General features: G+C 51.0%; 14 protein-coding genes. 6 read left to right on the forward strand and 8 right to left on the reverse strand.

The window, feature by feature from the left end:
- Position 1 precedes the first annotated feature (1 nt).
- The 4 genes from NZ653_01150 (at position 2) to NZ653_01165 (ending at position 3,918) form a co-directional block, all read left to right on the forward strand.
- Positions 2-550 (forward strand): CvpA family protein, encoded by a 549-nt coding sequence (locus NZ653_01150; GenBank protein ID MCS7285735.1) that lies wholly within the window; start codon positions 2-4, stop codon positions 548-550.
- A gap of 279 nt (positions 551-829) precedes the next feature.
- Positions 830-1,987: an NEW3 domain-containing protein gene (locus NZ653_01155; protein MCS7285736.1), complete on the forward strand. Its 1,158-nt coding sequence runs from the start codon at positions 830-832 to the stop codon at positions 1,985-1,987.
- Between the two features lie 24 nt (positions 1,988-2,011).
- Entirely contained in the window at positions 2,012-2,956 is a 945-nt protein-coding gene (locus NZ653_01160) for an ABC transporter ATP-binding protein (GenBank protein MCS7285737.1), read from the forward strand.
- The gene (locus NZ653_01165) at positions 2,953-3,918 is read left to right on the forward strand and encodes an ABC transporter permease (protein MCS7285738.1); all 966 of its coding nucleotides are present in this window, start codon (positions 2,953-2,955) and stop codon (positions 3,916-3,918) included. The genes NZ653_01160 and NZ653_01165 overlap by 4 nt, the downstream gene beginning before the upstream one ends.
- A 57-nt stretch (positions 3,919-3,975) precedes the next feature.
- On the opposite strand, the gene NZ653_01170 is transcribed toward NZ653_01165, so the two are convergent.
- Genes NZ653_01170 through NZ653_01185 form a run of 4 tightly spaced genes read right to left on the reverse strand, consistent with a single transcriptional unit; the run spans position 3,976 to position 7,806 of the window.
- A complete protein-coding gene (locus tag NZ653_01170; protein ID MCS7285739.1) occupies positions 3,976-5,124 on the reverse strand; it encodes a pyridoxal-phosphate dependent enzyme in 1,149 nt (382 codons plus the stop codon).
- A gap of 4 nt (positions 5,125-5,128) precedes the next feature.
- On the reverse strand, positions 5,129-5,836 hold the full coding sequence (locus NZ653_01175; protein ID MCS7285740.1) for a DUF169 domain-containing protein: 708 nt from the start codon (positions 5,834-5,836) through the stop codon (positions 5,129-5,131).
- On the reverse strand, positions 5,823-7,052 hold the full coding sequence (locus NZ653_01180) for a (Fe-S)-binding protein (protein MCS7285741.1): 1,230 nt from the start codon (positions 7,050-7,052) through the stop codon (positions 5,823-5,825). Before NZ653_01180 ends, NZ653_01175 begins: the two co-directional genes overlap by 14 nt.
- Positions 7,003-7,806: a 4Fe-4S binding protein gene (locus NZ653_01185; protein MCS7285742.1), complete on the reverse strand. Its 804-nt coding sequence runs from the start codon at positions 7,804-7,806 to the stop codon at positions 7,003-7,005. The genes NZ653_01180 and NZ653_01185 overlap by 50 nt, the downstream gene beginning before the upstream one ends.
- A 269-nt stretch (positions 7,807-8,075) precedes the next feature.
- Here NZ653_01185 and NZ653_01190 point away from each other — a divergent pair, with 269 nt between their 5' ends.
- Positions 8,076-9,071: an ROK family protein gene (locus NZ653_01190; protein MCS7285743.1), complete on the forward strand. Its 996-nt coding sequence runs from the start codon at positions 8,076-8,078 to the stop codon at positions 9,069-9,071.
- Here NZ653_01190 and NZ653_01195 read toward each other — a convergent pair.
- From NZ653_01195 to glmU, 3 genes are read right to left on the reverse strand one after another with little or no spacing between them, the layout of a single operon-like run.
- Positions 9,020-9,901 (reverse strand): HEAT repeat domain-containing protein, encoded by an 882-nt coding sequence (locus NZ653_01195; GenBank protein ID MCS7285744.1) that lies wholly within the window; start codon positions 9,899-9,901, stop codon positions 9,020-9,022. The genes NZ653_01190 and NZ653_01195 overlap by 52 nt on opposite strands.
- Positions 9,870-11,012 (reverse strand): hemolysin family protein, encoded by a 1,143-nt coding sequence (locus NZ653_01200; protein MCS7285745.1) that lies wholly within the window; start codon positions 11,010-11,012, stop codon positions 9,870-9,872. Before NZ653_01200 ends, NZ653_01195 begins: the two co-directional genes overlap by 32 nt.
- Positions 11,009-12,346 (reverse strand): bifunctional UDP-N-acetylglucosamine diphosphorylase/glucosamine-1-phosphate N-acetyltransferase GlmU, encoded by a 1,338-nt coding sequence (gene glmU / locus NZ653_01205; GenBank protein MCS7285746.1) that lies wholly within the window; start codon positions 12,344-12,346, stop codon positions 11,009-11,011. Before glmU ends, NZ653_01200 begins: the two co-directional genes overlap by 4 nt.
- 537 nt (positions 12,347-12,883) lie before the next feature.
- Here glmU and NZ653_01210 point away from each other — a divergent pair.
- Positions 12,884-14,134 (forward strand): PLP-dependent aminotransferase family protein, encoded by a 1,251-nt coding sequence (locus NZ653_01210; GenBank protein ID MCS7285747.1) that lies wholly within the window; start codon positions 12,884-12,886, stop codon positions 14,132-14,134.
- Positions 14,135-14,171: 37 nt separating this feature from the next.
- On the opposite strand, the gene amrB is transcribed toward NZ653_01210, so the two are convergent.
- Positions 14,172-15,707, reverse strand: a complete 1,536-nt coding sequence (amrB, locus tag NZ653_01215; GenBank protein MCS7285748.1) for an AmmeMemoRadiSam system protein B — start codon at positions 15,705-15,707, stop codon at positions 14,172-14,174.
- Positions 15,708-15,832 lie beyond the last annotated feature (125 nt).

Raw genomic sequence — 15,832 nt, forward strand, 5'->3', positions numbered from 1 at the left:
CATGATTTTTAATCCACTGGACGGTCTCATCCTTCTTGGGCTTGGTGCTGGGGCGTTCTGGGGCTTTAGCAGGGGAAGCTTAAGAGAGTTAATTGATGTGGTATGCCTTTACCTTGCTACTCTGGCGACCACTCTGGTTTTCCAGAGACCTGCCAGATGGTTCGCCCTTAACTTCGATTTACCATTACCATTTACGGAAATTTTGACCTTTACCCTGCTACTGGCGGGCTTTTTCTCCTTCTTCCTCTACATCGCCCTTGACTTTTTGAAACCACCCAGGGGGCGATACCTGACAATAACCGACAGAATGGGTGGGATGATTTTCGGATTGCTCTTTGCGCTGATTTTAATCAGTCTTGTTCTCTTTTTCCTGGATCACGCCTTAAAAGTTAACTGGCTCAGGTGGGATCAATACCGAAAAGCCATCCTTGAGACCAGAATCGCTTCCCTCATAGCCCCTTTTATAGAAGAGTTTGGGAGAACAATCCTGCTGGTGCTCAGACCTTTCTTCCCTAAAGGGTTACCCTCGCTTCTGGAACCCCGCCTCTGAATTCATTGGGGATAAAGGCGGGGTTATCCAGCTCTGGAGGAGGCTGCAAAGGTGGAAGCATCTTCTACTGGCCGGGAGCAAGCTGTTCAGGAAAATGGCAGGAGTTTGGGTGCTGGAAAATAGAGCAAAATGTTCAGCCCCTACGCAAGACCTCAGCGTCAGGAACTTTACAGACTGGTAATGGTCTTCTTGCGCAGGAGCCGTGCGAGCTTGACAACCCTATCGCACTTCATATAATTTTTTTCCCTGTAATAGCAAACCTTCGAGGAGGTGATGGAAATGGGGCGGCTTTACTGGGTGGTTTTGCCTATAATGCTGGCTCTGGTGGTCGCACCAGTCTTCGCCCAGGGACCTTCCGAGGGACTAGTTATTTTTACCCGTTACCCTTCCCGCGTTATTGAACCGGGGAAAACCCCCTATTTTGATCTTACCGTCAAGAATAACAGCTTATATCCCCTTACTGTCCGCCTCAATGTAAAAGACCTGCCCGAAGGATGGACTGCTACTTTCCGGGGAGGAGGAGACATAATTCAGGCGGTTTACCTCCGGCCAGGTGAGGAAGCATCCGTTTCTCTGAGGCTTGAACTGCCTCCCGGGCTTTCTTCAGGAGCCTTTACCTTTACCGTAGTAGCTGAAAGTGCTGGAGCTGTCGCCTCTTTCCCTCTGGAGCTGGTTTTTAAAGAGAAATTGCCCCCCAGGCTCTCCATGGAGGTCGAGCTTCCGACCCTTAAAGGGACTTCCACCACCACTTTCCGCTACGATGTAACCGTGAAGAACGAAGGCGATGAGGATATAACGGTGAACTTGAGCGCTGATGTTCCTAAGGGGTTCATTGTAAGCTTCAAGTCTTACGGGAAAGATGTATCCAGCATCCCGATAAAGGCTAATAGTTCAGAACGCTTGACGGTAGAAGTTGAGCCCTTCGTTGAATTGCCAGCTGGGAGCTATCCCATAAATATAAGAGTCCAGGGGCCTGAAGTGGAAACCTCTGCTACTCTCGTAGCTGAGATAACCGGTCAGCCTCGCTTGTCTATAACTACCCCTGATGGTAGGCTCTCGGGTCAAGCTTACGCTGGCCGTGAATCCCCCCTTAGAGTTGTGATCCAGAACAACGGTTCCGCTCCGGCCTACGGAGTAAAACTGAATGCCTATGAGCCCTCAGGATGGAGTGTGGAGTTCGAACCCAGCGATGAAATCGACGAAATCCCTGTGGGAAAGCAGGTAGAAGTGACGGTTAAGGTGCGCCCGTCGGAAAAGGCAGTGGCTGGAGACTACATGCTGACCCTTAATGCTACCCCTAAAGAGGGGTCCAGTGCTTCCGCCGATTTCCGCATTACTGTGTTAACTTCAACCCTGTGGGGTGTGGTCGGTTTGGGAATAATCGCTGTGGCTGTTCTTGTGGTAGCTCTTGCTGTAATGCGCTTCGGCCGGCGCTAACCCCTTTGACAAGAGGTGAACCCTATGACAAGGTGGGTTGTAGAAACGGTCGGGCTCACCAAACGCTATGGTGAGCTTGTGGCGGTGGATAAGCTCAACCTCAAGGTCCAGGAAGGGGAAGTTTTCGGCTTGCTGGGGCCCAACGGTTCTGGAAAAACCACTACTATCCTCATGCTTCTGGGCCTCACTGAACCTACCTCTGGCAGTGTAAGGGTTTTGGGTTTTGACCCTACCCGCCAGCCCCTGAGCGTTAAGTCCAGGGTTGGATATCTCCCGGAGCTGGTAGGCTTTTACGATGATTTAACCGCCAGAGAGAACATGATTTACATAGCAAAGCTCAACGGTCTTTCCAGGCGCGAAGCTTATAAACGCATAGAGCAAGCTCTGGAACAGGTTGGCCTCAAAGATGTGGCCGATAAGCCTGTAGCTGCCTTCTCCCGGGGTATGCGACAACGCCTGGGGCTGGCGGAAATTCTCATAAAAAACCCCAGTTTAATTATCCTGGATGAGCCTACCCAAGGGCTTGACCCCGAAGGAGCAAGGGAATTCCTGGAAATGGTCAAAGAGCTTAAAAGGCGTGGGATAACCGTTTTGCTTTCTTCTCACATATTATCTCAGGTTCAGAAGATATGCGACCGCGTGGGCCTTTTCCACAGGGGAAAGATGGTGCTGGAAGGCACCGTTAGCGAGTTAGCCCTCAAAGTTCTGGGTTATGCTTACAGAATCCGTCTGGAAGCCCAGGGCTCTCCTGAGGCCATCATTAAAGCCCTGCGAAGCGTCCCCGGCGTCCTTGAAGTATACCAGCCGGCTCCTGGAATTTACGAGGCTAAAGCGGAAAAAGATGTGCGTTCAGAAACTGTGCGGGCCATCTTGGAAGCCGGAGGAATTTTCAGAGGCCTCGCGGTTGAAGAGCCAAACCTTGATGAAGTTTACACTGGCTATTTTGAAAAGTTGGAGGTGGAAAAATGAACCTCAGAGCTGAGCGTGAGGGTTCGCCCTGGAAAGGCTTATGGGCAGTAATGACCAAAGAGATGGCCGACCATTTGACCAGTGTCCGGATGCAGATTTTGGAAGCGCTCATAGCTCTCACAGCTTTCGTAACCGTTTATGCTGCTATTCAAAAGATAAGAACTGTTATAGGGCATGACCCATTTTTATTCCTCAAGCTTTTTACAGAGAACAGGGAGCCTTTGCCGGCCTTTGTGGGCCTTTTAGGTTTCCTTGTCCCTTTGGTAGCTATAGCTCTGGCTTTTGATGCTATTAACGGTGAATTTAACCGCCGGACTATTTCTCGCCTTCTTGCTCAACCCATCTACCGCGATGCTCTTCTCTTCGGCAAGTTCCTGGCAGGTTTTTTCACCCTGGCCTTGATGCTGGTAGCAATATGGCTTTTGGTGATGGGTCTGGGGCTACTTCTGCTGGGCGTACCTCCGAGGGGGGAGGAGGTTTTAAGGAGCTTTTTGCATTTAGGGGCCTGTCTATTCTACGGCGGGATATGGCTCGCTGTAGCTTTGCTCTTTTCCGTAATCTTCAGGCAGCCCGCTACAGCCGCCCTGGCCTCCATAGCTGTATGGCTCTTTTTCTCCGCTTTCTGGGTTACGATTGCTGAGGCACTGGCTCCCCTGCTGCGACCTGTCCATTTCGGTTTACCGGAAGAATACCTTGCCCAGGTTCAGGCTACTATGGCTCTTTCGCGTCTTTCACCAAATATTTTGTATGGAGAAATAACATTAGCCCTTCTTCGACCCGAGATCCGGGCCCTTGGGCCGCTGCTGGCTTTCCAACTGCAGGGGGCTATTCTAGGTTCTCCTTTGCCTCTGAGCCAGAGCCTCCTTCTCATCTGGCCTCACCTCACAGGACTGGTAGCTTCTACGATCTTGCTTTTCGCCTTGAGTTATGTGCTTTTCCAGAGGCAGGAAATAAGAGCTTAATTTTTACTCATGTCTGACGCTTTTCCCGCGCTTTTAACGAGCCCCTTTTCAGAGTTATTAAAAGCCTTCGCGCGGGGTTATAGATTTTTTCCAACAATATCCTGGTTTCAGCCAGCCAGTAATGCACCAGCAGGGCACACGGTGTGAGGGGTTGAACACAGGCCAGAAACGTCTGGGAAGCAGGCGATAATCTCCCTCTTTAAGGGAAGGCTTTTCAGCAAAAGTGTCCAGGAAGAGCAAACGGGAGCGAGGATTAGCTCTGGCGTAGTCCAGCAGGGCAGCCATTGTCTTGCCGGTGTAGGTGGTTTCGAGGGGTAGACCCTCAAGCTCCGCCGTCAATTCTACAGCCCTTGAAGATTCGGGGGTAGGGTGAGCATAGCCTGGCCCAAGATACTCCCCTATCAATATTATTTCATCCGGCTTCAGTTCCATCGGGGGTACTCCGGGGTCAAGCTTCCGGAGAAAGCGGACGGTCCTGTTAACCATACGAGCCACCTTAGGCCGATTAGCAATGCTTTCTTCAATCACCCTGACTCCGATGATCCGGCTTTTCAGGTTTGCCAGCCTCGCTCCCAAAAGAAGCCCCGCGAAAGTCCCGCAGGAACCCACTGCTACGAAGATAGCTTCGGGTTCGGGAATATTCATCGTATCTAGTTGCTCTTTGATTTCTAAAGCGGCGTTGACATAACCCAGAATGCCAAGGGTTCCTGAGGCACCTGGATAGATAAAATAAGGAAGTTTGCGGGAAAGGGAAAAGTGGCGCAGATACTGCCATATAAAAGATAAGGCAAGCCCGGGATAATCGCCGCAGAAGTGGGCTTCAATTCCCAGAGGCACGCTCATAAGGAGATTTCGCCGCACCTCTTCGCCTATGGGTTCACAGAAATAGCAACAAACAGCTTTAATCCCGAACTGATGAGCGATTACAGCTGTGGCAAGGGTATGATGGGAGCCAAGGGCCCCTCCCGTTATCACAACGCGGGCTTTACGGCGCAGGATATCGGCAAATATAAACTCAAATTTGCGTATCTTGTTCCCCCCGTAAACGGGATGAGTTAGACCATCTCTCTTAACCCAGATTTCTGCTCCGAACCGGGAAGAAAGCTTCTCCATAAAGGTGAGCGGAGTTGGGAGTGTGGCGAGCTGGATGAAGGGAACCTTACCTTTAAGGGCTGGGAACCGGGTAAAAATAGCTCGTTCTTCCATTCCTTTACCTCCTCAGGCGAGTGAAAACCTCCCAGGGCCAGCCGGAGGTCAGGTGGTCAGGGTTGTTCATTCCCCAGTTTATGCCGCCGGTGCAGAAAAAAGAGACGTTTACACGCCCGGTAAGAAGAGGAATTACAGTAGAATTGCGACACAGGGACATGTCGGCGAGGGTGCGGGAAATAACAGCTTCGTATCCGGCAGTGATGAGGTAGCTTCTGAAGAGAAAACGGGTTAAACTTTGCCAGCCCCTCAGAGGGGCAAGTTTGCTCAAGGCTTTGTTAACCGCAGTTATCAGCCAGGCCCCCGGAGCTTGGCCTTCTGTCATTAAGTTATTGGCTGAAACTTCCAGGCGGTTGCCGTGCCCACACCAGAGCCATTCCCTTCCAGCTCTCTCAATCAGACTTCTCAAAGAGAAGAAATCAGTCCGGATTATCACGATTTCCGGGTCTACCGGGAAATCCTCCAGAGGACCCAGGAGAAAGCCTGTGGTGGGAAACTGAAGCCTTGGAGAAAGCCGGAGTTCAAAGGGTTTCCTGGCTTCCTTAAAGCCCAGAACTACAGGGGACCAGCGGCAGACTTTGATGGAGCCCGGCAGGACTTTCAGCATCTGACCTTCTCCAGCAAGGCGCACAGCATCGCAGTAAGATACCCCCTGGTAGATGGGAAAGTGTGTGTATTGGTCCTGGGCTGAAAGCACTTTAACTCCCACCATTTCCAGGAACCTCCGGTATTGGGGGGTGATGGAAACGTTTCCGGCTTAAAAGAAGGGGGAATTGATGCCTCACCGTCCCCAATATCAGCCATAAAGCGAGGGAGTTTTGCCGGCGAGATGGTTTTTCCCCAATAGCCCACTGGACAAGCTCCAGAAGGTGAATCACCGGCCGCAGGTTAGGGTCAGCCAGGCGAGCTACCGAAAACATGGCCAGGCACCCGGCGCAGTAAACACAGGTGGCCTCTGCTTTAACCCGGCGGTGATCCCGTGAAGTAGCCCTTGCTGAGGCCAGAATGGAAAAGGGGTGATAGGCTGCGAAGGGAGAAAATCCACCGCCAATGCCACAGCAGAGCTGACTTTCCCTATTGTGGGGCGCTTCTGTCACTTCTACTCCAAGCAGATTCAGTATCTTCCTTGGAATTTCGGCGAAATCCTCTCCTAAGAGGCGAGAGTGACAGGAATCTTGCACTGTGACTTTCAGCCTGAGGGGGCGCACAGGGCCAAAATTCTCCCTTTTGAGGCCATCCAGGAGAAATTCAAAGTAATGGGAAAAGTGTATGCTGGAGAAATCAGCCCCGAACTGTGGTAGCACATTTTTAAGCATGTTGAAGCAGGCGGTGCATAGGACGTAAACGTGCTCAGCCTTTAACCTGCGGAACCATAGGGTAAGCCTGGCGGCTACCTGTTCCACCTCCTCGTAGAGCCCCATTCTGAAGAGCATTTCCCCACAGCAGTAATCTAAGCCACCTCTTATTTCTATACCCTGAAAGAGGCGGGAAAAAGTCAAATAGGGGACCATGAGAAGATTGCAGCCAGAATAGAGGAATTCTTGAATGGGTTCCGTTCTTGACCATCCAGCTAACTTCAGGCGCTCCTCTGGTGGGAGCCGGGCGACAATATCTGTGCGGAAATTAGGTCGGGAATGGGGGAGGAAATAGCGGGCGTAAAGGGGAAGGCCTCTTTCCCTGTATATTTCATGCCAGAGGTCCAGAATAAGGTTGGCGGGCCTGGCATCCTGAGGGCAAAAGGTATTGCAGGCCATGCACGAAGTGCAAACTTTGAGGATCCTGGAACTTTTCCCCTTTAAGAGCCTTTCCATCTCCCTGGCTGCCTCTTGCGGGCGAAGGCTCAAAACAGGACAGCGGTGAAAACACTCCCCGCAGAGGTTACAGCGTTCCCGAGCGAACGGTTCCCGGGTGTATTTCTTCGGATTCATAGCGCCTAACCATGGTTATAGCTTCAACTGGGCAGACCTCAACGCATCTCCCGCAGCCGAAGCACAATCCTTTCAAATAGCTCCTATGGTTCTCAACAGCTCTCGCTCCAAATGGGCACGCTCTCACGCATTCCCCAAAGCCTCTGCAGCGAGTTAAATCGGTTTTAGAGATATAGGGCCCCAAGATGAAAGGGTAAACCCTCTGCCCGAGTTCCCGGTTCAGGATGTAGGGGACACAACCGCAGGTGCAGCAATTACAGATAACATACTCGGTGTTTCCGTAGGTCGGGCAATGGACAAACACCATCTGCCACATCCCCAGGTTGTGACACTCGGATATAATCTCTTTGGCTTCTTCAAAGGTGATAAAGCGGTAATCTTTGGGGAAAGCTTTTGTCCAGGCTTCAACTCCCGAGCGGATTACAATATCAGTTTCCAGAGGATGAGAGCATGCCCTGTGGGATATACGGCAACGGCATGGCCCCACTGCTATAGGGCCATCCACTCGCTCCAGGAATTCCAGGACCTGAGGGAACGGGAGGGGTTTAGCAGTATCGGCCCAGCGCGCGAAAGGTGCAGCTAAGGTCCATCCCAGGGCAAACCGAAGGAAAGGAAGCTGTCCCAGCTTTTTCCATTTTCCTCTGAGCAAGGAAAAGCTCAAAGACAAGAGGGGAAGTTCAGCATAGCGGGCAAATAAATAGAGCAATACCCTTTCCCACAGCGCCTCTTCGCCTGCGGAATGAAAACGCGACATCTTTCCTCCTTTGGTTCATTTTATCGCAAAAAATAAGGGATGCAAATTTGTCAGATCTACCGGACGGTCAAATTCTCACCGAGTTCATGCTGCCGGAATAAAACTTTAAGCCCTGGGCTCGCAGTGGAGATAAGATTCCTGGTCGTAATACCCGATTCCGAACTTTGGTATTAAAAAAGGCGGCAATCGCATTCTACTGGAAGCCCCGATGTGATATAATCAAAGTGATAATCCTGGTTTTTGCGAAAGAGCTTACCCGGGAGGTTCAGATGAAAAACTTTGTGGCAGTTGACCTGGGCGGAACCAGCATAAGAGCAGCCCTTTATACCGAAGAGGGAAAACCTCTGGCTCGCCACATTCTTCCCACCCTTGCTCATGAAGGGTTAGAAGCTACTTTAGGTCGAATCTTCACGGCTATTGAAGAAGTGATGAAAGGCTGGGAGAAGCCTGCAGCCATAGGGGTTGGAGCTCCTGGCCCTCTGGATCCATGGAGAGGTGTTATCCTTTCGGCTCCCAATTTGCCAGGCTGGGAAAACATCCCCTTTGCCGAAATCCTCTGGAAACGCTTTGGGGTTCCGGCTTTTGTGGGGAATGATGCTAACGTAGCAGCCCTGGCCGAGCACAGGTTGGGGGCTGGGAAAGGGTTTTCCAACATCATTTACGTTACGGTAAGCACAGGCATAGGTGGTGGTATAATTGTGGATGGCTCCCTCCTTTTGGGAGCTGGGGGCTTTGCGGGGGAGGTTGGCCACATCGTGGTAAAACCGGATGGCCCTCCATGCACCTGTGGGGGGATAGGGTGCCTGGAAGCTCTGGCTTCGGGGCCAGCCATCGCTCGGGAGGCTTTGAGGCGCCTGAAAGAGGGAATCAATTCCTCCATCCCCAGGTTTGTGGAAGGCCCCATTGAAAGCCTGAGCGCAAAGGAAGTGGCAATGGCTGCCCTTGAAGGAGATCCTTTAGCGCAGGAACTATTCAGAGAAGCCGGTTACTATCTGGGAATTGGATTCGTTAGCCTCATCCATATCTTTAACCCCTCAAGGATAATAGTAGGCGGAGGGGTGGCAAAGGTGGGTAGATTGCTTCTGGAGCCAGCGGAGGAAGTGGTCAAAAAGCTTACTATGAAGGAATTTCTGCAAGACTTTGAAATAGTGCCTGCCGCCCTTGGGGATGAGGCAGGGCTTTTAGGAGCCTACCTTCTGGCTAAGGAAAGCCTTCAATCCTTAATCGTCAACAAATTATCAAGCCATTCCTCTGATTCTTCGTAAAGCTCGCACTCTTCTAAAGCTGCCTCCGCTACTTCCCGGATATCAGGGTCCGGATCTGAGCACAATTTGGAGAGGGTGTTTTTGGCTTTTTCTCCACCGATCAGGCCAAGAGACCATATAGCTTCCATCCTCAGGTCTTTATCTTTTTCGTGCAGGGCGATTTCTATAAGGTCGGGGGTGGCCTCTTTTACTCCCGCTTCCCCCGCCGCTCTAACAGCCTCATAGCGTATGTCGTAAACATCGTTCTTGAGCTCTTTCAAGATAATAGGAGCCCACTTCTGGTGGCTGTTCCTGCCCATAGCAAAGAGAGCGCTCACTTTCATCTGGAGGTCAGGACAATTGTAGGCTTTCTCTATTATATCCAGGATTTCTGGGTCGGTAAGGAATCCCAGGGCCTCCACAGCGTGCCGCCTTGATTCCAGGGGCAAACTTTCATTGTGGAAGACGCTGATGAGAAAATTCTTCACCCTGAGGAAATCTTCAAAGGGTAGCTCCGGAGCCAGGATCTCGGCCATAGGATCGGTGGAAAAAAGCTCATACTCGTTTATGGAACCTTCATAGATGTACCGGCCCAGGGTTCTAATAGCTTGCGAGCGAACCCCCTGCGCTGGATCGTTAAGAGCCAGGTCAAAGAGTTTATCAATAAAATGGGCTTCGGGGTAGTTCCAGATAACCATTGCAGCGTTCGCCCTGACGTCCGGGTCCTCATCTTCCAGCAAGATATCAAGCACCTGAAGGTGCTCCTGACTGTATTCATCACTTTCAAATATGGTGTTCAACAGTCGTAGCTTGTCCATCTTACTCCACTGTTTCACCTTTTCCACTTTCATTTTCTCCCCTCTCCTCCACGATTTTCCGGAGACGCACTTTTCCTATTCGTCTTCCGACTAGCGATAGAACTTCGAAATCGAAGCCTTCCAGCTGGAAACGGGCTCCCTTTTCGGGCACTCTTCCAAATTTACTATACACCAGCCCCCCTACAGTGTCAATACCCTCCAGGTCTAATTCTTTACCGATAATTTCCTCCAGGTCCTCAAGGCTGAGCCTGGCATCCAGGATGTATTCCCCCTCCCCGATTTCACGGATAAGGGGTTCCTCGCGGTCGTATTCATCCTGTATCTCGCCGAGTATCTCCTCCAGCAAATCTTCCAGAGTGACAATCCCAGCAGTTCCTCCGTACTCGTCCACCACTATAGCCATATGGATTCTCTGACGTTGCATCTCCCTGAGGAGCTCAGCAGCGTTTTTGGTTTCAGGAACAAAGTAAGGAGGGCGAAGGATGGCTTTCACCTGTTCGTCCCATCCCCCTTCCCATGCTTTCCGGAGCAAGTCTTTCACATGGATTATGCCCACAATATTGTCTATGGAATCCTCATAAGCGGGGAAACGGGAGTGGCCGCTTTCGGTGGCCAGCTTTATCGCCTCCGCCACGGTGGCTTCAGCTTTCAAGGTCACTAAATCAATTCTGGGCACCATTATTTCCCTCACTATAGTCTCTTCCAGGTCCATTGCCCCTTCCACAATTTCGTGTTTTTCCTTTCCCAACCCCAGCGTTTTTTCGCCTTCAGATTCTCTGAAACCAAAAATTTTTCGGGCTTTGCTGTACAGGATGGTCAAAGGTGCCAGGAGCAGGGCAACAAATTCAGATAGCCCTTCCAGAGGAGAAGGGTAACTGCTTACCCTTTCACCGAGAGTCTGGAGGAGCATGGCTGAAAAACCGTTGAGGAGAAGCACAAGGAGAAAAGTTAATGATGGTGGCAGGAAAGGCTCCAGAGCTCTGAAGGAACTGGCTCCAGCCAGGAGAAGAGAAGTGCCAGCTAAAAAGTCAAAGGAAAATCTGCCTTCTTCATCAGGTTTATGCCTCTTTAGCCAGAGGTTTTTCAAGACGAAACTCGCCCAGAAAACCGCCAGGCTTAAGAGCCATAGAGCAATGTAGCTCATTTTTTCTCCTTCGCCGGAACCCCGTAAACCAATGCTCCGGGGGGAACATCTCTCGTCACTACTGAGCCAGCCCCAGTTTTAGCTTTCTTGCCCACCTTAACCGGCGCTACCAGCATCGTATCGCTTCCGATAAAGGCCTCATCCTCTATGATGGTAGGATGCTTGGTTTGACCATCAAAGTTGCAAGTTATGGTTCCTGCACCTATGTTCACTTTGGCCCCGACCGTAGCGTCTCCCAGGTAACTGAAATGGTTAACCTTAGTGCCAGGTCCTATATAGCTGTTTTTAATTTCAGCAAAGTTTCCTATGTGAACTCCTCGGGCCAGATGAGTTCCTGGGCGGAGGTGGGAAAAGGGCCCAACTTTAACCTCTTCTTCCAGAACGGCCCCCTCCACAACTGAAGCTTCCACAACACATTTGTCCCCTATTCTGGAATCCTTTATGATAGTTCCCGGGCCTATAACGCAATCTTCACCAATCTTCGTTTTGCCCAAGAGGAAAGTGTGGGGGTAAATGATGGTGTCCCTGCCTATTTCCACCCCTGCTTCTACATAGGTGACTTCTGGATTTATAAACGTAACTCCGCTTTCCATCCAGTAGCGATTTATCCTGCGTCTCATGGCCGCTTCTGCCAGGGCCAAATGGTATCTATTATTTATCCCCATGGCTTCCTCGGGGTCCTTAAGGGTCACTGTCTGCACAGGGTTCCCTTCCCCGATAGCTACACCGATGAGGTCCGGGAGGTAATATTCCCCATTGGGATGGGGTTTGAGGGACGGAAGGTGCTCCTTAAGCCATTCGGTCTGGAAGCAGTAAACTCCCACGTTAAGCTCAGTTATAGCCTTTTCCTGGGGGTTAGCTTCAGCTTCTTCTACCACTTTAACCACATTACCGCTTTCATCCCGCACCACTCTTCCAAAACCCATTGATTCGGATAAGTGGACAGTTAAGAAAGTTATGGTGGGTTTTTGCTCCCAATGGGCTCTGATAACCTCTTCAAGGGTCTCTTTTCTCAGAAGGGGCATATCACCATAGAGGACCAGGATTGCTGGAGGCCATGAGGTTAAAGTCTCCAAAGCCTTGAGAACAGCGTGGCCTGTCCCCAGGAGCTCCCCCTGGTGGACTGTGATAGCTCTTTCTCCCACGACTTTGGCTACCTCTTCTCCCCCATGGCCTATGACCACCACGGGTTTCTGGGGGGTTAAAGCAGTGGCGATTTCCAGAACATATTCCAGCATAGGTTTACCGCAGAGGGGGTGCAAAACTTTTGGGTGTTTTGATTTCATCCTTTTGCCAAGTCCAGCGGCTAAAATAATAATTTTGACATTTTCCATCCCTTCTCTCCTTGGATAAATTTCAAAAAGCTCTGGAAATAATTTTAGCATAGTGAGGAAATCCAGGCAACCCGAGTTGACTTGACTTTACCTGCATCTTTGGAGTGCCTGGACAAACAAGCCAGTTTAAAAGTCCCCTCCAAGGGACTCCGTCCCGGCTCAACCGGGCGAGTATAAGTTATCGCGGCCAGCGTGCTGATCGTCCAGGTCCATCTCTTATTACACCGGGGAGAATTCGCTTCGTTTGTGACCGGCCTGAGAGAAGAGTTTAAACAATCGTTTGCTACGGGTGCGTTGGGAGAGGGATGGTAGGAGCGATCTCTGGAGGAGGTGGTGCGCTCGGGGGCCGGCAGCTTGACTCTGGAAAATGAGTGTGCTATAATGGTATTTGCCGTAAGCAAAGGAGCTTGATAAAAAAGGTGCAATTTGAGATGATTTCGGGTATGGGGCTACTTATAGGGCTTATAAATCGTGAGCAAGCGAACCGCCTGTAGCACATTACAGGCGGTTTTTAATTTTCTTAAGGAGGAGCGAGAGATGGAGGTTGATATTTTAACCGAAATCAGGGCGCCAATATCGGTTTTTGATGGGCGGTACACAACCAATTGGGAAGAAGCTTTCGCTTCTCGAACCCACAAAATGGCCAGCTCAATAATTAGAGAGCTTCTCAAATTTACTGTCCACCCCGATGTTATATCCTTTGCTGGGGGGCTGCCCGCTCCCGAGCTTTTCCCTATAAGAGAGGTGAGAGAAGCTTGCGAATACGTTTTAGCCCATTACGGTCCCGCATCTCTCCAATATGGCCCTACCGAAGGGCATCCAGAGCTGCGCCGCCTTCTGGCAGAAAAAATGCAAAAATATGGGGTCCCTGCTGAAGAGGAGAATATCCTCATAACCACAGGCTCCCAGCAAGCCCTTGACTTGGTGGGCAAAGTTTTCATAGACCCAGGAGATTACATTTTGACCAGTGAACCCACTTACGTGGGCGCAATCCAGGCTTGGAGCGCTTACGGAGCCCGGTTTCTGACGGCCCCCATGGACGATGAAGGTATAATCGTGGAGCATATGGAGAAGTTGCTGCAGAAATACAAGGTTAAGTTCATCTACGTTCTCCCCAACTTCCACAACCCTGCAGGAGTTACCATAAGCGAGGAGCGAAGGTACAAAATCATAGAGCTGGCAGCCCGCCATGGCACTTTTATCGTGGAGGATGACCCTTATGGGGAGCTGCGCTTTGAAGGAAGAGATCTTGTGCCCTTGATCACTCTCCATAAGGAAAACGTTATCTACCTCTGCACTTTATCCAAAACCCTGGCTCCAGGCCTCAGGATTGGATGGGTTACAGCCCCCAGTCGGGTCATAAACAAGCTGGTTCTGGCCAAGCAGGGTGCAGACCTCCACACCGCCACTTTCCCACAGTTTGTCGCGGCCGATATCCTGGGGCGAGGGCTTCTCAAGGAACACGTCCGCAAAATCCGCAGGGTTTACAAGGAGAGGAGAGATGTAATGATTCAGGCTATGGAGGAATTTTTCCCCGAAGGCGTTACCTGGACCAGACCCGAAGGTGGGCTCTTCCTGTGGGTCACCATGCCTGAAAAGGTAGACTCTGAGAAATTGCTGGAAAAAGCCAAGGAGGAAAGGGTGGCCTTCGTCCCGGGCTTCGCTTTCTATCCCAACGGTGGAGGGCGCAACTGCATGCGCCTGAATTTCTCCAACCAGCCTCCGGAGAGAATTCGGGAGGGAATAAGGCGTCTGGCTAACGCCATCAAGGCGGAGCTTGAAGAGTAAGGCTTAAAAGGGGGTGGGTCTTCAGGCTCACCCCCTTTTATTCCCCAAAAACATCAGCAGTGAAAACGTAAAGTTTTACATCCTTTTCTTTCCACGCATCCTCGGGCAAGCCTGCTTTACGGCAGACACCTCTCAAAAATTCTTCCCTACTCCACCCTTCTTCTATCGGAACCTGGGGTAGAAGAAGTCCCATCTTTTCCTCTTTAACGATTATAATTCCATGCTTGCCCACCTCCACTTTTTCCGGGTCTTTCAGAACCTGGGGAATGGAGAGCAGGGAAATTTCCAGCTTAACTTCATCCAGTTCTTCCCTGGAAAGGGGTGAAAAGCGTGGATCGTTGAAGGCGGCCGCCAGGGCTGCCCATTGGGTAGCCACAAAAAGAGGCCTTTGAGGGAGAATTTCCCCCATGCACCCTCTTAGTTCCCCATGCTTTTTCAGGGTGACAAAAACACCACTGGGCCTTTGCAGTTCCTCTTCCACTTTGTAAAGGGGCGCAAAGCCATAATCCAGAAAGTAAGCTATGGTTTCTCTTGCTATTTTGAGGAGCCGTTCTTTCTGCTCAGGCCTGAGGGCCACAGGTTCAATGGATGGAGCCAATGAATCAATAGCTGGCAAATCGGAGGGAGGAGGAGGCTTATCGCCCTCTTCTTTCCAGAAAGCAACCGCTCCATATCCCACCACCCTTTCTGCATCTCCAAAAGGTGTGTCGCCTGAATTAGCGTAACGGAGGACTGTAGCCCTGTTCAGGGCAAGCTTTTGGGCCAGGAACAAGGCCGTTAAAATTGCCCCTCGCCCACATGCACAGGTCCCGAGGTTAGGTATACCTTTGTTCATCCATTCCTCGGTGGTTTTGAGGAAATTTTGGGGATCCATTGAAAGGATTGCTTCCAGAGTAGCGCGATCAACTCTCCTGGCATCCTGATAAGAAGGGTAATGGGATAGGTCTGAGCTGGCGACGAAAAGCAATTTGCGGCCCTTTGCGACTTTCGCAAGAGCATCGGCCAGCAGGGGAGCATTTTTCTCCACAGGTTCCCCTACCACTATCGGAACGATGGGGGTGTCAGGCAAAGCCTTCTGGATAAAAGGCACTTCCACTTCTATGGAGTGCTCTCGTTTGTGGGGTTCTTTATCGAACACTATGCCCTCGTGTTTCAGAAGGCTTTTAGCTATGTCTCCGGCGATAGGGACTAAGCCGAGAGGGGTTTCAAAGGCATCACCGGCGTAAACGGAAACCTGCTGGAAACCGGGCACATAATGGTTCACCCCGATTATGACAACAGCATCGTATCGGAGCCCTTCCACCTGTTTGAAAGCCCAGGCAGCCACTTGGCCGGAAAAGATGTAGCCGGCGTGGGGGACTATAAGGATCTGGGGAGGTGAGGTCAGGACCTTTTCGGCTCTGGCCAGCATTGCCTCAACCATTCGCGAAAGTTCTTCAGGGTCAGAAGGGTAAAACTGGCCAGCTACCGCCGGTTTGCGAATTTCTGAAATTACAGGAGTTGCTCGGGCGCAGGCTCCTGCGAGCAGAGCCAAAAGAAGAATAAAAGCTACTCCCCGGGAAAGTTCACTCATATTTCCTCCTTTGGAAGAATTATACCACCAACCTCTTCTGGCAGGGAAGATTACCCTGTTCAACCCGGGCGGACGAGGAAAACCCGCTTCCCCCAAGCGAGCTTGACGGATTTGAGCATTAAAGT

This window comes from Anaerolineae bacterium (assembly GCA_025062375.1).
In the GTDB taxonomy this organism is placed as follows: Bacteria; Chloroflexota; Anaerolineae; order SpSt-600; family SpSt-600; genus SpSt-600.